The organism is Echinicola rosea (genome assembly GCF_005281475.1).
GTDB classification, from domain to species: Bacteria; Bacteroidota; Bacteroidia; order Cytophagales; family Cyclobacteriaceae; genus Echinicola; species Echinicola rosea.
On the sequence record NZ_CP040106.1, the window covers coordinates 2,580,689 to 2,601,920 of the forward strand.

Consider the following 21,232-nt stretch of genomic DNA (forward strand, 5'->3'; position numbering starts at 1 on the left):
GTAGCTTTGTACAAGTTTGATGAAAGAGGAACAATCGCATGGAAGTAAATTCACTAATCGGGTTGGTAGGGGCAGTATTGATAGGTATCAGTCTTGGAATGATCGGTGGTGGAGGGTCTATTTTGACCGTACCCATTTTGGTCTACCTTTTAGGGATAGAACCAATATTGGCCACCGCCTATTCACTTTTTGTCGTGGGAAGCACCTCTTTGGTGGGGGCAGGAAGCTACCTGAAGCGAGGAAAGGTGTCTTATCGAATTGCGCTGGTTTTTGCCATTCCTTCTTTTTTGGCGATTTTTCTCATGCGCAAATTTGTGGTGCATGCCCTGCCTGAGATTTTATTTACAATGGGTAGTTTTACCGTTTCAAAGGACTTGGCGATCATGGTGTTCTTTGCTGCCATCATGTTGTTAGCGGCATATTCCATGATAAAAAATGGAGCCAAGCCAAAACCGGAAAGTAAGACAAAAGCACTCAATTATCCACTCATCGCAGTGCAGGGAATGGTGGAAGGAAGTATTACGGGGATCGTAGGAGCAGGAGGAGGCTTTTTGATCATTCCAGCATTGGTGCTGATCGCTAAGCTACCCATGCGAGTGGCGGTCGGTACTTCCTTGTTGATTATTGGGATTAAGTCACTTTTGGGGTTTACAGGAGACCTTGTCTCTCAAGATATTGATTGGTTTTTTCTTTTGGTCTTTACAGGGCTGAGTATTCTAGGGATTTTTATTGGCGGGAAGCTTTCCCGTAAGGTGAATGAGGCAGCCCTGAAAAAAGCCTTTGGGTGGTTTGTGCTGCTGATGGGAGCCTATATTCTGATCAGGGAAATCTTTATCGGGTAGTGGGGGCTTATGTGATAGATGTCACTGAGAAAATGATTTGCCTACCTTAAATTAGTAGTATTATTTACCAAACGGAACTAGCACGTGTTCCTTTGGCATTTATTATAGAAATCAACCGCAAATATAACTAAAAGATAAAAATGAAAATTGAACAAATCTATACGGGATGTTTGGCGCAAGGGGCTTATTACATTGAGTCCAAGGGAGAAGCTGCCATCATCGATCCACTTCGGGAAGTAGATCCCTATGTCGAAAAAGCCAAGCGGAATGATGCTGCGATCAAGTATGTCCTTGAGACGCACTTTCACGCTGATTTTGTGTCAGGGCACAAGGACTTGGCGGAGAAAACAGGTGCCAGTATTGTCTTCGGTCCCACTGAAGCCAAGTTGGGTTTTGATGCGATCATTGCTGAAGATGAACAAGAATTTAAAATTGGGGATATCACCATAAAATTGCTGCATACACCGGGGCATACCATGGAAAGCTCATGTTACCTGTTAAGTGATGAAACAGGAACACCCAAAGCGATATTTACTGGTGATACCTTATTTATTGGGGATGTGGGGAGACCGGATTTGGCGCAGAAAGTATCCGAAGACTTGACACAAGAAAAACAAGCAGGGCATTTATATGACTCTTTGAGGAATAAAATACTACCGCTTCCAGATGATCTGGTGGTGTATCCTGCTCATGGGGCAGGAAGTGCCTGTGGGAAAAATATGAGCAAGGAAACTTCGGATACCTTGGGCAATCAGAAGAAAACAAATTATGCCCTTCAGGAAATGACCAAAGAGGAATTCATCAAAAAGCTAATAGAAGGGCTTACCCCACCGCCAGCATATTTTCCACAAAATGTCAAAATGAATATTCAGGGGTATGATAGTATCGACGAAGTGCTGGAGCGGGGCGTCAAGGCCTTGTCCCCAGTGGATTTTGAGGCAGTAGCCAATGATACAGGAGCCGTGTTACTGGATACCAGAAGCCCTCAGGTATTTGCCCAAGGGTTTATTCCCAATGCTGTTAACATTGGCATAGACGGAAGCTTTGCCGTTTGGGTAGGTACAATGATCCCAGACGTGAAACAGAAGATCTTGGTCATTGCGGAAGAAGGCAGAGAGGAAGAGGTGATCACGCGATTGGCCAGGGTAGGCTATGACTTTGCCTTGGGGTACCTGAAAGGTGGTTTTGAAGCTTGGAAAGCGGCTGGAAATGAAGTGGATACCATTACTTCCCTCCAACCCGAGGAAGTAGCTAAAGTCACTAAAGACAATCCCAATGCTGTTATTTTGGATGTCCGTAAGCAAAGTGAATATGATAGCGAGCATGTCAAAGGGGCAGAACACGCTCCCTTGGATTATATCAATGAACATATGGGGCAATTGGAGAAGGACAAAACCTACTTCGTGCACTGTGCAGGAGGATACCGTTCCATGATTTTCGCTTCGACCATGCGGGCAAGAGGTTATGACAACTTAGTGGATATATCAGGCGGGTTCAAGGCCATCAAAGAATCGGAAGCGTTTGACTTGACTGATTTTGTTTGTCCCACCACTAAATTATAATCGGTAACTATTATGGAGAATTTTATAGAATGGATCAGTCAGCCTTGGCCCTGGTATGTAGCAGGGCCTTTGCTCGGGCTGACGGTGCCCATATTGCTCTTGATTGGCAACAGGTCATTTGGCGTGTCTTCATCGTTACGGCATGTCTGTGCCGCTTGTGTGCCCGCTAAAATCCCCTTCTTTTCCTATAATTGGAAGGCGGAAGCTTGGAACTTGTTTTTTGTGGCGGGTATCGTACTTGGCGGAGTGGTGGCCGCATCGGTTCTGTCCAACCCTGCGGAGGTCATCGTTGCCCAAAGTACACAGCAGGATTTAAGGGCTCTGGGGATTACCCGGTTCGAAAACCTCTTGCCATCCGAGATATTTACTTGGGACAACCTATTGACGATGAAGGGATTGGTTTTCTTTGTCTTTGGAGGATTCCTGGTTGGGTTTGGCACCCGGTATGCGGGCGGCTGTACTTCTGGTCATGCCATCATGGGGATCAGTAACCTCCAGTGGCCTTCTGTGGTGGCTACGATCTTCTTTATGCTTGGAGGATTTGCGATGACCCATTTATTACTACCATTTCTGATGCGGCTGTCAGGGTTTTAGGTTGACCATTTTAGGGGCTCCTATGTTTTCGGTTGCTAAAAGGAATTACGAATTAAGAAATTATAAATATGAGTACTATAAAATCAGAAAAAGGGTTTGCCTTGGCCAAATACCTCTTGGTAGGGATGTTTTTTGGAATTGTACTGGTGAAGGCCGAGGTGATTTCCTGGTTCAGGATCCAGGAAATGTTTAGACTCCAATCTTTCCATATGTATGGTGTGATAGGAGCTGCAATAGCCGTGGGCATGCTTTCCATATTCCTTATCAAGAAATTTAACATTAAGACCGTTTCAGGAGAGAAGGTGGTCATAAAAGACAAGGAGTTTAGAAAAGGACAGGTGATTGGCGGATTTATATTTGGGTTGGGATGGGCTGTCACTGGTGCCTGTCCAGGGCCGATATTTGCCCAAATAGGCATTGGCTATACTGTGGTCATCGTGACCTTTATCAGTGCGCTTTTAGGCACTTGGGTGTATGGTAGGTTGGCTGATAAACTCCCCAATTGATACATGTTTGTTTTTTGGCAGTTATCAAATGGTTACAGTAGTTCTTACAGCTGTGCTGCGGGACCACGAGGTTTAAGTTTTTAACTAATGCTACTAGTGGAGCATCCCTACTGATGCCGGTGCCCACTAATAAACACGAAATCAGATATACACTATCTAAAAGATATAGATGCCTTCGCAGGGCAAACGCGTTTAGTGTTTTGAAGGGAGACAATTTTCGTGTAGGCATGGCTATCATCCGGGCCGCTGGCACTTTGCCCCGATTTCCCTGCGATTTGTACATTGGAAACCGCAGTAGCCTATCTTACAGAATGGCGGGAAAGGCTGAAAGAATGATGAGTTGATTTGGATCGAACAAGCCGTCGCAGCTATCTGTTCATGTATAGTGGTTGGCTTGGTTGAGGTTAAACTCAGAATCAATGCCGTTTAGTTAGTGTGTATCTGGAAAATATGGGTTCTATATTTTTTCCTTGGGCAGTTATTTTTCTAGCTAAATCCCTAGGTGGTTTTCATCTCTTTACCTTTGTTACTTTTTTGCTTCAGGTCAAAAAAGTAACCAAAAAACCCCGCCGCTACGCCACGGCGCACAGGTGTGCATCTATTGGGCTAAAATTAAAGCCTTCCCTCATGCAGGCAAACTCCTCCTTTTCTAGCTGCCAACATTCTTTTTGGGCAGCCTTTCGTCAAACAAGCCTGCGTTCTTGCCCACCCGCTATTTAATTCCTTAACGCCCAATACCTGCAAGGCGGATCCGATTAATAAGTTTCTTATGGATAAATTATCATCATTATTCCATGTAGTGGTATATTTTCTTAAGTAACCAAGGACCTAGATTTTTTCTTTCTTTTTTCATCAATAGCCTGCCCCGAAGGCTTTCGGGGGAAAAAAGGAAAAGGATAAAATCCACCAAAATGGCCAAAGCCATACAATTAAAGTCAAATAGAAAAGAAACTCCTAGCAGGTGAAAACAGGGAAATGGCCTTAACTAAACGGCATTAAACCAAGAATAGGTGTAAGCAACTGAGCGTCCTGCCTAATCCGCCTATATGGCCAGATTTTATTTGAAGACTTTTTTATATACTGTCCGGATGATAAAGATGGCGATGAGGACGGTGCCTCCAGCGATTACGAATTCCATTTTGAAGTGATTTTGTACGTTAAGGTAGTTTTAAAATTACATGAATCGGAGTGAATGGAGAAAAAACATTTCAGCTGCAATCGATTGTGTTGTTTTTTGTTAGAAAATCAGGGTTTTTAATGCTGAAAAAGTCCTTTACTTTGTGGTATCAAACCTATTTGACAGAGCAACTATGAACTTACTAAGAAAACGGCGTATCGCGTTAAGCGGACTTTTCTTTCTGGCCGGTTTAAGTTTCGCCTCATGGGCATCAAGGATTCCAGATTTCCAGCAGCTGTTTGACCTGAGCGAGGGGCAATTGGGGACATTGCTGCTAGGGATGCCCCTTGGCTCCTTGATAGCTTTGCCACTGGCGGGCTGGGCAGTGGATAAGTATGGCAGTCGTAGAGTGATTGTGACAGGAAGTTTGCTGTATGCATTGTCCTTATTGAGCTTAGGCTATACCGGTTCAGTGATACAGCTGGGCGTGGCGGTGGTTTTGTTTGGGATGATGGGAAATATCATGAACATTTCCTTGAATACCCAGGCCCTGCTGGTAGAGGATGGGTACAATCGCAGTATTTTGGCCTCGTTTCACGGTTTATGGAGTTTGGCAGGATTTGCGGGAGCAGGTATCGGAGCACTAATGATCAAGCTCGGTTGGGCACCGGTCAATCATTATTGGCTGGTAGCCGGCATTATGCTGCTGATTTTGGTGTCAAGTTTCAATTTGCTTTTCAAAGAGGAGAAAAGAGCAGGTAGTGGCGGTTTAATGCTCAAAAAGCCCGATGCATTATTGCTTAGGATAGGCTTGGTAGGTTTTTTTGGGATGATGTGCGAGGGATGCATGTTTGATTGGAGCGGTGTTTATTTGAAGAAAGTGGTTGTGGCGAGTCCTGATTTGGTGCCACTGGGCTATGTGACCTTCATGGCTGCCATGGCCTCCGGAAGGTTTTTCTCTGATGCCCTGGCCAATAAGTGGAGTAAAATCGTGATGCTGAGGATTTCCGGTACCTTGATATGCATCGGGCTTTTGATAGCGGTGATCTATCCTGCGTTTGGGACAGCTGTGGCAGGTTTTTTATTGGTTGGTTTTGGGACAGCTTCTGTTATTCCATTATCATATAGCATCGCTGGTAGGTCCAAAATGTACGCTCCAAGTATATCTTTGGCATTGGTGTCCACGATTTCATTTTTTGGCTTTTTACTGGGCCCTCCGATGATCGGTTTTATTGCGGAATTGTTCGACCTCCAGGTGTCTTTTGCTGTGATAGCCATGATGGGTATGTGCATTACGCTTTTGGTCAGCATAAAAACGCAATTATTTGAAAGTTATAAGATTCCTGCAAATAAAAAAGCTGCGGCAGGAAAGTAATGTAATACGGCCAGAAACTTCCAAAGGGTGTTTTGAGAAAGGTGGAAATCACCTTGGTATTTATTCCTTAAGAAAAATCAAATTTCCCTATCTTTGCAGCCTATGAGCAAAAGAGACTTTAAAAGATATACCGTTACTTCAGCGTTGCCTTATGCGAATGGGCCGCTCCATATTGGCCATTTGGCAGGGTGTTATATTCCATCAGATATTTATGTGCGCTACTTGAGATCGCTTGGCAAGGATGTGGTGTATATTGGTGGCTCTGACGAGCATGGCGTTGCCATTACCATAAAGGCCAAAAAAGAAGGTGTCAGCGCTCAGGAAATCGTGGACCGCTATCATGGCATTATGAAGGGCAGTTTCGAAGAATTTGGGATTAGCTTTGATCATTATAGCCGTACCAGCTCGCCGGTGCACCATGAGACGGCCTCTGAGTTTTTTAAGGACTTGTATGAAAAAGGTGAGTTTTTGGAGCAGACTACAGAGCAATATTACGACGAGGAGGCCGGCCAGTTTTTGGCGGATCGCTACATCGAAGGGACTTGCCCAAAATGCGGGCACGAAGGTGCCTATGGTGACCAATGCGAAAAGTGTGGGTCATCACTGAGCCCTACCGAGCTGATCAATCCTAAATCCAAACTCAGTGGCAATTCACCTGTTCTTAAAGAAACCAAGCATTGGTTTTTGGATCTGGGAAAATATGCTGGTTTTCTGAGAAAGTGGATATTGGAAGAGCACCAAGAGGACTGGAAAAATAATGTACTGGGGCAATGTCGGTCTTGGCTCGAGACAGGCGATGGCCTTCAGGCGAGGTCGATGACCAGGGATATGGACTGGGGCGTACCCGTGCCTGTAGAAGGAGCAGAAGGGAAAGTGTTATATGTGTGGTTTGATGCGCCGATAGGCTATATCTCCTCTACCAAAGAGTGGGCCGCCGAAAAGGGAGTGGACTGGGAGCCTTATTGGAAAGATGAAGATACGAAACTGGTGCATTTCATCGGTAAAGATAATATTGTGTTTCACTGTATCATTTTTCCAGCCATTCTAAAAACCCACGGAGAATATATCCTTCCAGATAATGTGCCGGCCAATGAGTTTTTGAACTTGGAAGGAGAGAAGATATCTACTTCTCGAAACTGGGCCGTGTGGCTTCATGAGTACTTGAAGGAATTTCCCGGCAAACAAGACGTGCTGCGGTACGTTCTTACGGCCAATGCACCGGAAGCAAAGGACAATGACTTTACCTGGAAGGATTTTCAGGGAAGGAACAATTCCGAATTGGTGGCCATTTATGGCAACTTTGTCAATAGGGCGGTGGTGCTTACCCATAAGTACTTTGAAGGAGTTATCCCACAGCGGGGAGCCTTGTCACCATATGATCAAGAAGTGCTGGCAGCATTGGAAGGTTATCCAGATAAAATAGCCGCTTCTATCGAAAAATTCAGGTTTAGGGAAGCGCTTGGGCTAGTGATGGATTTTGCCCGCTTGGGCAATAAGTACTTGGCAGATACTGAGCCCTGGAAGAGCATTAAGCAGGATAAGGAGCGGACTGGTACGGTGCTAAACATCGCACTGAACATTGCAGCGAATCTCGGTGTGGTCTCAGCGCCTTTCCTTCCATTTACTGCTGAGAAACTTGCCAAAATGCTGGGGACAAAGGAGGTAGATTGGACAAAGGCTGGTAATGGAGAAATCCTCAAGGGTGGAGAAACTATCGGGGAAGCTGCTTTACTGTTTGAAAAAGTGGAAGATAGTGTAGTCGAACAGCAAGTGAACAAGCTACTGGAGACCAAAAAACAAAATGAATCCGCAAACACTCCTGCTGAACCAGTGAAGGATACCATTGCCTTTGATGATTTTATGAAAATGGACCTAAGGGTGGTTACCGTACTGGAAGCAGAGAAAATGAAGAAATCCAAAAAACTGCTTAAACTAGTGGTGGATACTGGCCTTGGCAAGCGTACTGTCCTCAGTGGGATTTCAGAACACTTCAAGCCGGAGGATTTAATAGGTAAGCAAGTGACCATGTTGATTAACTTGGCTCCCCGTAGGATGATGGGAATCGAATCTGAAGGAATGATCTTGATGGCCGAGGACAAAGATGGCTCACTCCGCCTGATGATGCCAAGTGGCCCTGCCGCTCCAGGGTCTCAGATCAATTGATACGGATCAATTTTAGTTTGGAGTCCGCTTTTCTTTGGAAAGCGGACTTTTTTTGATCCCTATGAAAATGCTTTATTTCTTTAAAAAAATATATGGAGTGTTTGAAATTTATAATTTACGATATCGGCTTGTATCATCTTGACTAAAACGGTTTATTATTGGTTTGGGAATAAATTGGTTATTAGCATAATAAATTGAGATATTGATTTAATATAAGAAATAGGATTAAAAGTAGATGTTGTTTTTGAATTCTGTTCTAAAAATACCCGATTTGGGGTATTTTTTTGTTGATATTAAAGTTTTAGCTTTGAAATATTGTGAACCTTACCAATTCCTAGCATGACCTTCTATTATCTGACCAATTTTTATAGCCACACAGCTCCACATATTATTCATGCCCTAAATTGTCCGGATATGCCCGATATGAGTGAGCTAAGTTACTTGGGACCTTTTAATAATTGCTTAGAAGCGCATAGGCATGCCTCTAAGAAATTTGAAAATGTCACCGTATGCGAGTGCTGCTGTGACAAGCACAAAAAGGCAATCATTAATAAAGCCTCTTGCCAATAGGCTAGGTTATTCTATTGATTGGTAGGAGGGGTATTGATCATTATACATCAAAAAAACGAAGTTTTCGATATTTTACTGGGAATGACAGGCTGATAAAGTATGTTTCGTCCATCAGCAGGCTCTTTATTTTCCAATCCGAGAAGCCTCCCCCTACTTCATAGGGAATATACTGCGTGCCGTCTAGGCAGTTGATGGTATGGAGGTTGTCCACCATGCCTACAGAAGTGGCTTTTAGCAGGGACTCTTTACGGGTCCAAAGTTTATAAAATTCATGACGAGGTGAATACGCATTTTCAATAAAGTGTGTCTCAGGTTTGGTAAAACAGTTATTGATCAATGATAGAAAGTCAAAATCGCTGTCAACGTGTTCAATGTCCACTCCAACTTCATCACGACAAAAACTGAAAATCACCCAGTCTTTGGAGTGGGAAATATTAAAATGGATGTTCCGGTCGCTTTTTAATATCGGTTTTTTATTGATGCCTTCGATAAATTCAATTTCCTTGGGAGGTTTGTTAAGGTATTTTGATAGCAAGACTTTTAGGTACCCTTTACCAATAATATACCTTATCCGGTCACTTTCCCGTTGGTACCTGTTCATGGTTGTGAGTTCTTCTTCTGTAAGGTGTTGCTGAAGTGGAGAAAGTTTTCCCATCAGTTCTTTTACAGATACTCTCCAAAGGTCAATATGATCATCGATCATATAATCCGATTGTTGGTTCCAGTTGGGAAGTAAAACGGTGCTGCAATGAATCTTACTGATATATAGTTGGCTATTCATAGGACACGTTTTATTCTCCTGGTATTTAAAATGCAAACAACATTTTTGCTATTAATTTTGCAGCTTGATAATCGTTGATAGGTTATAATACTGTATAATGTAGTAGCGGGTAGGGTAGTTTTATTATTCATTTTTATGTTAGTGTTTTCCATATTGAATGGAAGGTCTTAACAAGAAGCACTTGACAACTTTGTTTTTTTTTACTTTATCGTCTTTTTCCTACGTTGGTTTTATTTAGTGTAAGAAAGAAGGTACCATTGTCTTTTGCCCGTGTTAATCAAAAGTAAATCTAGTTAATTTTTAAATCAATAAAAATGTATTTTAAATTAAAAAAAATGAATTTAAATAAAATGTAATTGAAATGAAACTATACAGCAATAATCCAGTGTAAATAGTGTATAACACCAAGAAAAAATTATCTTTTATCTATAGATTATTCTACGCTAGGGAATTGGCGGTATCCGGTTTATGGCCGGACACCGCTTAATTACAGTTGCCTACTCCCTAGCATTCAGAGTTTCTTGGAGTTTGTAGCCAAATGGTGCTACAAAAGGGTGATCAAACATGCTGTTATGATCGCCTTCTATATCGATTACTTGGATGGAATTTACATATGGAGTCCAGCCGTAGTATTTTTCCTCACTTACTGGTGCCAGCTTGATTTTTGCTTTGAAAAGTACCATGTCAACGTTTATAGGTTTTAAAGAATAGTTGAGCAAAGCCTCTTTATTGATTTGTTTTATCCTCTTGATAATAGCGGCACGGTCATGGGGGGAATTGTCTTTTTGAAGCCCCATTTTGGTCAGCAGGTTTTCGGTTTTCCGCTTGATCATTCTTCCTTTGGTGGTTTTAAATGTCTCAGGAGCTTCTACCAGAAGTTGTATTTCCACTTTTCTTTTGTGGAATTCTTTGGAAATCATGTCGAATATCCCCTTTTTGTCACCTTCCTCTTCCATCGGCTCCACGCTTGTGTCGAAGATGATCAATTTTCCCATGGCTTTGTTTTTTGCGATGAGTTGCCTCGCCATTTCGAATGCCACATAGCCACCAAAGGAATAACCACCGATATGGTATGGGCCTTCAGGATTATGCTCAATGATTTCATTGACATAGTGTGCGGCAATATTTTCCAATCCTGAATTTGGGGTGTCAATACCGTTTAGGCCCTTCGCTTGAAGCCCATAGATAGGCTGGTCTTTATCTACGTGGTCGATGAGCTTATAGTAATTGGTGATATTGGCAGCGATACCATGGACTACATAGATGGGTGGTTTACTGCCCTCAGGCTTGATAGCGACCAGCGAACTCCATTCGTTGCTTACTGCTTTGGTCTCTTCCTTATTTTCTAGGAGTGCAGCAAAAGACCGTACGGTGGCATGCTTAAATATCGTCGTTAAGGGCAGCTGAGCATCGATTTTTTTGTCCAGTTTGCTCATGACTTCTACCGCAAGGATAGAGTGACCCCCAAGCTCAAAGAAATCATCGTCCAAATCGATATAACTCAGTTTAAGGCTTTCCTTCCAGATCTCACCGATGATTTTTTCAATTTTGGACCACTCCCGGTCGTTTGGAGATGTTTTTTCTATAGCCTTTGAAGCAGGAAAGGGAAGGGCTTTATGGTCTATTTTTCCATTTGGTGTGAGTGGAAATTGCTTTATGCCCACCCAGTGGGAAGGTATCATGTACGATGGCAATTTAGCCTGGATACTTGATTTCCATCTTTTCAGGGTTTCATCCGATATGGCTGAAGGTTCATTGTGTGCGTTGACAGTATTCCTGGTGACATAAGCGACGAGTTGTTTATGGCCTTGCTGGGATTCCTGTACCGTTACGTGAGAAGCCATGACACTTTCCAGCTGGTTGATCTGCTGTTCTATTTCTCCTAGCTCAATGCGGTGTCCCCTGATCTTGACCTGGTTGTCGATCCTTCCCAGGCACATCAATTCACCATTGGTCTTAAACTTGCCCAGGTCGCCTGTTTTGTACATCAACTTTCCATTATTCGCAAACGGATTAGGGATAAATCGTTCCTTTGTTAAATCCACCTTTTGCCAATATCCCAGCGCTACACCATCTCCGCCAATATGTATTTCGCCGACTTCACCAATATCGACCAACTGCCGGTTTTCATCAAGCAAATAGATCTCAGTATTATTTATAGGCGTGCCTATAGAATCAAAATCATCCGGTGTTTTTATGTGCTTCAGACTGGATAGTATGGTTGTTTCTGTAGGGCCATAAGCGTTCCATATCTCTTCGGTAATGGGGAGCAGTTTTTCGATGAGGTGCTTTTGGAAGGGCTCACCACCAGAGACGATTTTAAGCGGCAGAGGAAAATCCCATCCCACCTGGACCAGCATCTGGTAAGTGGCCGGTGTGGAAAATACCCGTGTGATTTTCTTTTCTCCAAGCGCCTTAAGAAGCAGCCGGCCATCTTTGAGGGTAGGTGTGTCCGCGATTACCAATGTAGCGCCGGCTATCAAAGGGCCAAAAAGTTCCATTCCCGCCACATCAAAGGAAATCGTCGTAACGGCCAATACGCGATCTGAATAGGAAATTCCAGGACGGTCTTGTAAACTGTATAGGAGATTAGTGAGGTTTTGGTGGCTGACTTTTACACCTTTGGGCAAACCGGTGGATCCAGAGGTATATAAGAGGTAAACTGGATCATTCATCTGGATATTTGCCTCTTGATAGGTGTTGGGCAAGGTTTCATAATCCCGGTGGAAGTCCTCGATAAATATCCGCTGCACTGTTGCTTGAGGAATATCCTTTATGGAAGTGGTCGTTACGATCGCTGTGGCACTGGCATCATTCAGCATGTGCTGGATACGGTCATGTGGCAACTCCGGATCGATAGGGATATAGGTCAGACCGGATTTGGCTACTCCCAGAAGCCCGATCACCATGTCTGCTGATCGAGGCATCAAAAGGCCTATTCGGTCACCTTTTTTTAGGTTTTTACTTTGTAAAAATGCAGCAAACCTATTGGACTGGTCTTCTAGTTCCTTATACGTGACCAGCTGATGTTGGAATTCGATGGCAGTTTTGGTAGGGAATTGATTGGCCATGGCGTGCACCAATCTGGTAAAGGGTACATTCTTGGGATAATCCTGCTCAGTGTCATTCCACTTTTCATAAAAGCCGACCAGTTTGACAGGGTCAAAAAGGTGAATGTCCCTTAATTTCGTTTCGGGGTGATGGACGATGGTTTGCAGAAGCCGATCGAATTCCTCCATCATCTTCCCAACGGTGGCTTTTTTAAACAGCTTCGTGTTGTAGGACCAGTCAAATTGGTAGGAGTCCCCACTGTTTGTCAAGTTAAGCGCCAACTCAAAATTATCAAAAGCCCTCGGGTTGCTGATCAGTTCATGGTCAAGGCCGTGAAACTGGACTTGTGCGTCCATCCCCATGTCCAGGTTAAAAATAACAGGCACTAAGGCCGTTTTTGAAAGGTCCCTTTTGCGGTTCAGCTTGTTTAGCAGACTACTGTATGTGAAAAGCTGATGGTCATAGCAATCGAGTATTTCCTCATTTCGCTGTTTTAGGAAAGAGAGGAAAGTAATGTCGTTGTCAATCTTACTGTATAGTGGTAAAAGGTTGACGCAGTGTCCCACAAGGTTAAAAAGACCAGTCGCGGACTGCCCAGCTGCAGGAATGCCCAAGATCACTTCTTGGCGTTGACTTTTCTTCGAAAGAAACAGCTCAAACGCAGCGATAAAGGTGGTCACAAGAGACGCACCAGCAGTTTTACCCAAGGCTTGAACCTTATCGATCTGAGTTTTGGGCAATTTAAATTGCAGCCGTTCACTATCGTAGGTTTTTATTGCAGGACGGATGTGGTCAGTAGGAAGCGTAAAATCTTCCGTTTGATGGTTGAATTTTTCCATCCAAAATGAAATGGTATCGGCATGTTCCGGGAGGCTCTCCAATTCCGTTATTTGCCGACAGTAATCACTGAGAGGATTGACCTTGGGCAATTGGGGAGCGCCTTTTAGTACGTTGGCATTGTAGATTTTACAAATGTCCTCCAGTATCACACCAAGCGACCATCCATCGCCGATGAGGTGGTGGACGGAAAGGGTGAAGTAATGCTCCGTTGAAGATAATTTGTGAAGGGCCATTCTGAACAGCGGGCCATTTTCCAAGTCAAAAGCGGTCAGGGCATCTTCGCGGTGAAATTGCCCTATGTATTCGGCCTCTGTGGCAGCATCCAAGGCAGATATGTCTTCTGTATGGATCCGAATAGGCATTTTTTCCTGGATAAGAATCTGCTGGCCATCGATGGCAAATATGGCCCTTAGTGCTTCATGTCTATTGACTACTTCCTGAAGTGCTTCTAAGAAGGATGGCTGGTCAAACGTCCCTTTCAGCACCAATGAGATGGACTCGTTATAGGCCCTGTTGGCGTCTTCTCCTCCGATTTTGCAGGCTAGCCAAATTTCTCGCTGCGACGGGATACTGGTATAGGCTTTCTCAATGGCAATGCCAAAGGGGTCATAATCAACAACTTCAAAGGTTAGATCAGTATTCATGACAAGGATATTAGGTAGTCTTAAAAGTTAAATGAAGGTATTTTCCGGGGCGATCTGGGTCAGGGACAAACCAAGCAGCCTTTCCTTCTTGGTCTTGTCCTAGCTTAGCACCGGGTACAGGCGGCTGATCTTTGGAGATGACATGTGGAGAAGAATGGAGGCTTTCGGAAAGGCCAGGGATGATTTCGTCCCAAAACGTAGCCGAGATAAGTTGCTTAAAGCCGCTTATGATAATTTCCAAGATTTTGTCAATATCCTCGTCCTGGTAGGCTGCAGTAGCGAAGCATGGGAAACCATCATAAATATGAAGTCCTTGCTCTCTAAAAGTGGCAAATAACAGCTCCGTGTACGGGAGTTCCGCTTTGAATTTTATTTTCCATAGCGAACCAAAATTGGCTACGTATGCGGGGATCTTGTGGTCTTGGAAGAAACCGTTCAGTCCGTCTGCCAACCGTTGGATTTTGGCAGCCAGCTTTTCTTGAAGCTTGCCATTGTCCTGTTGGATATATTCGAGGGAAGCTTTTGCAGTGGCCAAGGCCAGGGGATGCCTTACGAAGGTTCCTGCAAAATAGGTGACCCCAATATCTGGGACGGAGTTGTCTCCATACTGCCAGTGACCACCATCCAGAGCGTCCATGAAGGCTGCTTTCCCGGCAATGACCCCGATAGGCAATCCTCCGCCTACGACTTTTCCATACGTCGCCAGATCTGCTTTAATACCGAAGATGCCTTGGGCGCCCTGCGGGTGCATCCTGAACCCAGTGATCACCTCGTCGAAAATCAATGCGGAGCCAGAAGCTGCGGTGATCTCACGGACCTTTTTCAGGAATTCTATCGGCTGAAACTCCGGCCTTCTGCTTTGGACAGGTTCTACGAGTACCGCAGCGATTTCATCTTTTCGTTCCTCTATTATTTTTAGGGCTTCTTCCGTGCCATAGTCCAGTATAAGGATGTTTTCGACTGCCTCGGACATGATGCCTGCGGCTGCAGGAAATGATTTAAGGCTTTTGGTTCCCCGAACGATGACTTCATCAAAGATGCCGTGGTAAGACCCGTTAAAGGCAACCACGAGCGATCGCTGGGTGATGGTTCGGGCCACGCGTAAGGCGCCCATTACGGCTTCAGAGCCGGTGTTGCACAAAGCAGACCGGTCGTGGCCGGTGATGTCACAGATGAGTTTGCACACTTCACCGGAGAGCTCATGCTGGGGGGCTATTTCGTAGCCCTTATCTATCTGGGCTTTTAAGGCCTCGTCGATAAAGGATGGCTTATGTCCGAATAAAATTGAGCCAAAGCCATTCAGGATGTCCAAGTATTCATTGCCATCGATGTCCCAGATCCTACTTCCTTTTGAGCGGTTTACGACAAGGGAATAGACTGTCTCTTTGATGCTTGGATTAAAGCCACTGACCACCCGTGGGTCTGCCATGTGGCTCCTGTTTTGCTGGGTGTAGGCTTTGCTGGAGGCTGTTTTGGAAGTATATCTTTTGGTAAAATCAGCAATAAAGTTATGCTGCTTTTCGGGTAATTTTTGACCCTTCTTATCGATTCGGGCCGTGGCACCGAAAGGTTTTTTCAGGTTTTCGGTTTCTTCCTTCGTTAACTTGACCGTGGTCCCGTTGGTAGGCAAAGGTGCATTGGCTTGGCCATTTCCGTTTGGTGGAGCCGTTGGCTGCGGGGCGGGAGCTGAGGTGGGCAGAGGTGTGCCTTGCAAAAGGGCCAGCTGCTTGGATAGAAGTTCTAGCTGTTGACCGATTAATCCGATGGCAGATTGGTTGTGTGCCGGCGGATAAGATGGTGCAGTCATGGTGTGATTGCTGCCGTTTTTAGGCTGCGAGGCAGCAGTGGGTGATGGTGCAGAACTGGCAGCGGGAGCGGTAGCAGGCGCAGGCTGAAATTGATCCGCAGGAAGTTCTTGGTCCAAATATCCCACCAATGCATCTATAGTGTTGATTTGGGAATTCAGCTGTCTGAAAGAAAGTGGTACACCAAATGCTTTTTTGAGGGCAAATGATAATTGAGTGAGCAAAAGGGAGTCCAATCCAAGTTCCAGAAAAGTGCTGTCACCAGCTTGGAGACTGATTTCCAGACCAGAAAGGTCCTCCAATACGTCAATGGCTTTTTTTCGTATAGTATCGGTTCTCATATGTTTAGTAGTAGTTTCGTTATTATTAGTATTTGTAGAGGGTTGAGCAAGTGTCGGCGTAGTAACTTCCCTAGGGAGCGGGTCGATCCAGCACCTTTTCCGGTCAAAGGCATAGGTGGGCAGATCATCTAGTCGGATGCGTTTTTGCCCCGAATAGAAGCGTGTCCAATCTGGCTGAATACCAGCAATGATCATTTCTCCCAAATTGCCCAGCAGTTCTTGGTAGTGATGTTGATTGCTTTGGCGATTTATACTGTTGACTGTTGTGGCGCTTTTAGCGGAAGGGTGCTGTTTGATCAGCGTGCTGATGACATTTCCTGGTCCTATTTCCAAGAAGACACCATTTGGGTCATTGCCCAAAAGGTATTCGATGGCAGGAGAGAAAAGCACGGATTTTCGCAAGTGGTCCGTCCAGTATTGGCTGCTTGTAGCTTCTTGATCAGTAAGTGGCAAGGCTGTGACGGAAGATATAATGGGCAGTTGAGGAGTACTCAGCTTGGCCAGTTCGACCTCTTTGCCAAAGTCATCAAGAACAGGATCCATCATGGAAGAATGGAAGGCGTGACTGGTAAACAGTTTTTTGTGAAGGATGCTTTCCTGATCAAGTTTACTGCTGATCTCAGCAATAGCTTCTGACGGACCGGCCAGCACACATAAATTGGGGGAGTTGACTGCAGCTAAAGAGATATTTTCCTTAATGAGGTGTTGTATTTTGGACTGTGGAGCCCTGACCGATAGCATGTCGCCACCGGGTAAGTCGGCCACCAATTGTCCTCTTTTGGCTACTAATCTGGTGACGTCTTCTAGGGAGAAAACACCTGCCAAATGGGCCGCTACAAACTCACCGATGCTATGTCCGACCAGTGATGAAGGAGCGAATCCCCATGCCATCCATTGCTGTGCCAGCGCATATTCAATAGCAAATATGGCCGGTTGCGTATAGCGCGTGTTTTTTAGGATGGCTTCCGCCTCATGGCTTTCTTCCGCAGGATAGATGATGTCCAAAAGCGGCTTGTCCATTAACTCATCAAACAAAGCAGCACAATGCATCAATGCCTCCCTGAAAACCGGAGCATATTCGAACAAGTCCTTGCCCATGTTCAAGTATTGAGCTCCCTGTCCGGGAAATACGAATACGGTGTTTTGAGGCAATTGCTTCATTGCTTTTTTCCTTGCTGTGGCCCCATTTGTGCCTTCCAGTTGGGAAAGAAGGTCTTCTTTGTCCTTGAAGGTGAGATAGCTTTTATAGAGGAATTGCTGGGGTTTGGTATTGATGGAAAAGCTTAGGTCAGCCAGGTTTAGGGCAGTAGAGGATTGTACAAATCGATGTAGTTTAGCCTTATAGAGTTCAAGGCTGTTTTCCGTTTTTGCAGAAAAGGAGAGAAGGTGGTAAGGGGCCGTGGATTCATCAGAAGACTGCTGAATGTGCGGGTATTCTTCTAAGATCACATGGACATTGGTGCCGCCGATACCAAATGAGCTGACACCTGCCCTAAGTGGAAATTCCCCTTCCCAATCTACCGTAGCTCCGTTAATGTAGAAAGGACTGTCTTTTAAATCTATTTGTGGATTTAGCTCCTCAAAACCCCGGGTGGCCGGAAGTTTTCGGTGGTGCAGGGAAAGGACCGTTTTGATCAACCCTGTCACTCCTGCGGCAGCGGTGAGGTGGCCAAAATTACTTTTGACCGAGCCAATGCCGCAAAAATGTGCCTTGGAATGTCTCCCGAAGGCCATTTTCAATCCTTCGATTTCGATAGGATCACCCAAAGGAGTGGCCGTGCCATGCGCCTCTACATAACTTATGGATGCTGAAGATACCTTGCTGTCCTGTAGGGCTGCTTTAATGACATCTGCTTGGCCTTTGGTGCTAGGGGCAGAGAAACTGCCTTTTCCATTACCGTCATTGTTGATGCCGAATCCTTTGATGGTGGCATAGATTTTATCCCCGTCCTGGATAGCGGTGTCGAGGTCTTTGAGCATGATGGCAGCCGCACCATCGCTAAATAAGGTTCCTGTCGCTTTAGCGTCAAATGGCTTGCAGTGACCGTCTTTGCTGAAAATAGCACCTTCTTGGTATAAGTGTCCGCTGTGGATAGGAGAAGTGATGGTGCTTCCTCCGGCGATGGCCATCACGCATTGGCCAGAACGAATACTCTGTACTGCCTGTGCTACCGCCAACAAAGAGGTAGAGCAGGCCGAATAAACGCTTATCGCTGGTCCTGTGAGGTCAAACTGGTAAGCTGTTCGGGTTGCGATATAATCTTTTTCATTAAGGGTCATGATCTGAATCGCACCATTTTGCTCGATCAGGTCAGGGTTGCTGAGGAGATTTTTTTGGTAATAGGTGTTATTGTTGGTGCCCGCGAATACACCAGTCTTGTGCGATGTCTCTGAAGTCGTTTGCTGGGTTTTCTCGATAAGTTCCCAGGCCAGCTCCAGAAATAAGCGCTGCTGGGGATCCATCAAGGCCGCTTGGTGGGGTGTGATGCCAAAAAAGCTATGATCAAATTTATCCGCATTTTCGATAATGCCACGCGCTTTTACGTAATGGTCGTCTTTCTTGAGATCCTCAGGGATCAAATCGTCAAGTTCCTCATCACTGAAGCGGGTAATGGATTCTTTCCCCTGCACCAGATTGTCCCAAAATGTGGCGATATCCTCTGCTCCTGGAAACCTCCCCGCCATTCCTACGATGGCCACAGCCTTGGATGAAGAAGGTTTGGTACTTGTGCTTGCTGTAGGGGATGGCTGTTGGTCTTCAGAAAGGTAATCAGTCAGTTGCTTAATGGTGGGGTATTGATATATGCTCGTGACAGGAACTGTCAAACCAAGCTCTAGCCGAATGTCGTTGGACAATTTTTGCACGAGCAGGGAGTTGCCTCCAAATTCAAAGAAGTTGTCAGAAGTACCTATTTGGTCAAAATGAAGTGCCTTTTCAAATAGTTTGGCCAGTTTCTTTTCCAAGGCTGTTTTGGCGGGAACAATAGGGGTTTCGACATGTTCACGCTTATTGATGGGGTCAGGAAGTAGCTTGCGGTCTATTTTTCCACTGGTTGTTTTGGGGAAAGCATCCATTTCGTAGAATACGGCCGGGATCATGTATTCCGGTAGGCTTTGCGCCAAGTGGTCGATCAATTCCTTTTGGCTGGGCCGTTGGTTTTCTGAAGGGATATAATAGGCTACCAAGTATTTTTGTCCGTCATCATATGTCTTAGCCAGTACGGCGACTTGGTAAACGGCGGTAAATTTGCCAAGCACTGCTTCTACTTCCCCGAGCTCGATACGGTGGCCGCGGATTTTAACTTGATCATCACGCCGACCAAGGAAGGTCACTTCCCCATCCTCGCTGATTTTGGCAATATCTCCCGTTTTGTAAGCCCGAAGGGAAGGCCTTTTTGGGAGGGTGGTGAGGGTTTTGAACTTTTCTTCTGTGAGGATAGGCTGATTCAGGTAGCCAGAGGCCAAGCAATCTCCTGCAATGTACAATTCTCCTTCCTTGCCATAGGAAACAGGCTGATCGTTTTCATCCAATACGTATAGCTGGACGTTGTTAATGGCATAGCCAATGGAAGGCAAGGACGGCCAGTTGTTGATGTTTTGAGGTTTGAGGACCAATTGGGATACCACATGGGCTTCTGTAGGTCCGTACTGGTTGAAGAGTGTGGTGTTGGGCAGGTGACTGAAAAGCCGCTTGACTTGGTCGGTGATTTTAAGCTGCTCTCCGGCTGTGATGACATCTTTTAAGGAGCTGGGGTAGAGATTATGCGCGACGGCGGTATGTGCCAGCGACTGAAGACTGACAAAAGGCAGGAAAAGCCTGTTGATCTTATTTTTGTCGATAACCTGTAAGAGGGCCAGTGGATCTTTTACGGTTTCTTCATCCACCAAGTGTAACGTCCCCCCTGTAGTCAGGGTACTGAAAATTTCCTGAAAAGATACGTCAAAGGTGAATTTTGAAAATTGGAGCGTTTTTGATCCCTGTAACTTGTCAAACTGCCCTTCTTGCCACAGCAATAGGTTTACCAGGGCACCATGAGGCATGCAAACACCTTTTGGCTCTCCTGTGGATCCTGAAGTAAATAGGATATAAGCCGTGTTTTCAGGCGCAAAAGTGATCGCAGGAGCTAAAATTGGGTAATTGGAAGGGATTTTTTCCAAAAGATCAATCTGCTGTAAGCTTTTTGGAGCTTCGTCCAGATAGTTACGGTCACGAATCAATAGTTTTGCCTCTGCTGCTGTGCAGATAAACCTTTTGCGCTCCACTGGAAATTCAGGAGCAATAGGGACATAAGCAGCACCGCATTTTAAAATGGCCAGCATCGCAACAATCATTTCTATGGATCGATGGGCACACAGCGCGACCTTGTCGCCCGGAGATATACCCTTGTCTATGATCAAATGAGCCAGCCGGTTACTGTCGTCTTCCAATTTTTGATAGGAAATATGGCTCTTTTCAAACGATATGGCATCTCGCGTAGAGGCAGTCATTGGCCGCCTTTTTAAAAGGTCAACAAGGGTCATCTTGGGAAGGGGGGTAATGTTATGGGTATTCATGGCAAAAGAGTGTAGTTCTGTAGAGACAAACAGCTTTTGAAATAGAGGTAGTTATTGTCTCCGATGAATAAAGTTAAATAATTTAAAACAAATAAAAATGTATTTTAAATAATAAAAAACGAATATAGATTATTTTTTTATTAGGGCTTGTTTTATGAAAGTCGAATGTTTGTTTTGAATAATTATTTTTTTGTTGATAAAAACCAAATAGTAGTAAGATATAAGAATTTATGGTTAAATTTTTATGTTTTTCAAAGGTTGGACTGTTTTTGTTTTTTGGTAAGGGGTTGTTGGTCAGTATGGTAAGTTGGAGAGAACATGTGTTCTATCCTTGTGGTTTCAAGACGTCATGACAATTTGATGGGGCATTTTAATCAACATTTGGGGTGTTGGTTTTAAAATTTTATTTTGTATATTTCTTTGATAGGGTATATGGAAGCTGAAGCTAAGTTTTAGCTACCACATTCATGTGTTTTGTTCAACTTTT

General features: G+C 44.7%; 9 protein-coding genes. 6 read left to right on the plus strand and 3 right to left on the minus strand.

The window, feature by feature from the left end:
* Window positions 1-38: 38 nt before the first annotated feature.
* The 6 genes from FDP09_RS10400 (at window position 39) to metG (ending at window position 8,159) form a co-directional block, all read left to right on the plus strand.
* Window positions 39-842, plus strand: a complete 804-nt coding sequence (locus FDP09_RS10400) for a sulfite exporter TauE/SafE family protein (RefSeq protein WP_137402609.1) — start codon at window positions 39-41, stop codon at window positions 840-842.
* A 140-nt stretch (window positions 843-982) separates the two neighbouring features.
* Complete coding sequence (locus FDP09_RS10405; protein WP_137402610.1) at window positions 983-2,404, plus strand: MBL fold metallo-hydrolase; 1,422 nt, start codon at window positions 983-985, stop codon at window positions 2,402-2,404.
* A 12-nt stretch (window positions 2,405-2,416) separates the two neighbouring features.
* Window positions 2,417-2,998: a YeeE/YedE family protein gene (locus tag FDP09_RS10410; RefSeq protein WP_137402611.1), complete on the plus strand. Its 582-nt coding sequence runs from the start codon at window positions 2,417-2,419 to the stop codon at window positions 2,996-2,998.
* A 68-nt stretch (window positions 2,999-3,066) separates the two neighbouring features.
* Complete coding sequence (locus tag FDP09_RS10415) at window positions 3,067-3,504, plus strand: DUF6691 family protein (RefSeq protein WP_137402612.1); 438 nt, start codon at window positions 3,067-3,069, stop codon at window positions 3,502-3,504.
* 1,310 nt (window positions 3,505-4,814) lie between these two features.
* Window positions 4,815-5,996: an MFS transporter gene (locus FDP09_RS10420; protein WP_137402613.1), complete on the plus strand. Its 1,182-nt coding sequence runs from the start codon at window positions 4,815-4,817 to the stop codon at window positions 5,994-5,996.
* A 102-nt stretch (window positions 5,997-6,098) separates the two neighbouring features.
* Window positions 6,099-8,159, plus strand: a complete 2,061-nt coding sequence (metG, locus tag FDP09_RS10425; RefSeq protein ID WP_137402614.1) for a methionine--tRNA ligase — start codon at window positions 6,099-6,101, stop codon at window positions 8,157-8,159.
* Window positions 8,160-8,769: 610 nt separating this feature from the next.
* On the opposite strand, the gene FDP09_RS10435 is transcribed toward metG, so the two are convergent.
* The 3 genes from FDP09_RS10435 to FDP09_RS10445 form a co-directional block, all read right to left on the minus strand.
* The gene (locus tag FDP09_RS10435; RefSeq protein ID WP_187328837.1) at window positions 8,770-9,510 is read right to left on the minus strand and encodes a 4'-phosphopantetheinyl transferase family protein; all 741 of its coding nucleotides are present in this window, start codon (window positions 9,508-9,510) and stop codon (window positions 8,770-8,772) included.
* Window positions 9,511-10,007: 497 nt separating this feature from the next.
* Window positions 10,008-14,045 carry a non-ribosomal peptide synthetase gene (locus FDP09_RS10440; RefSeq protein WP_229683276.1) on the minus strand — a complete coding sequence of 1,346 codons (4,038 nt, stop codon included), beginning with the start codon at window positions 14,043-14,045 and terminating at the stop codon, window positions 10,008-10,010.
* A 10-nt stretch (window positions 14,046-14,055) separates the two neighbouring features.
* Window positions 14,056-20,745, minus strand: coding sequence for a polyketide synthase (locus FDP09_RS10445; protein ID WP_244940525.1), 6,690 nt, complete (start codon window positions 20,743-20,745; stop codon window positions 14,056-14,058).
* Window positions 20,746-21,232 lie beyond the last annotated feature (487 nt).

Bases quoted from the DNA above. Each gene is read 5' to 3' on its own strand.
- FDP09_RS10400 (WP_137402609.1), top strand. From the start codon at position 39: ATGGAAGTAAATTCACTAATCGGGTTGGTAGGGGCAGTATTGATAGGT.
- FDP09_RS10405 (WP_137402610.1), top strand. From the start codon at position 983: ATGAAAATTGAACAAATCTATACGGGATGTTTGGCGCAAGGGGCTTAT.
- FDP09_RS10410 (WP_137402611.1), top strand. From the start codon at position 2,417: ATGGAGAATTTTATAGAATGGATCAGTCAGCCTTGGCCCTGGTATGTA.
- FDP09_RS10415 (WP_137402612.1), top strand. From the start codon at position 3,067: ATGAGTACTATAAAATCAGAAAAAGGGTTTGCCTTGGCCAAATACCTC.
- FDP09_RS10420 (WP_137402613.1), top strand. From the start codon at position 4,815: ATGAACTTACTAAGAAAACGGCGTATCGCGTTAAGCGGACTTTTCTTT.
- metG (WP_137402614.1), top strand. From the start codon at position 6,099: ATGAGCAAAAGAGACTTTAAAAGATATACCGTTACTTCAGCGTTGCCT.
- FDP09_RS10435 (WP_187328837.1), bottom strand. From the start codon at position 9,510: ATGAATAGCCAACTATATATCAGTAAGATTCATTGCAGCACCGTTTTA.
- FDP09_RS10440 (WP_229683276.1), bottom strand. From the start codon at position 14,045: ATGAATACTGATCTAACCTTTGAAGTTGTTGATTATGACCCCTTTGGC.
- FDP09_RS10445 (WP_244940525.1), bottom strand. From the start codon at position 20,745: ATGAATACCCATAACATTACCCCCCTTCCCAAGATGACCCTTGTTGAC.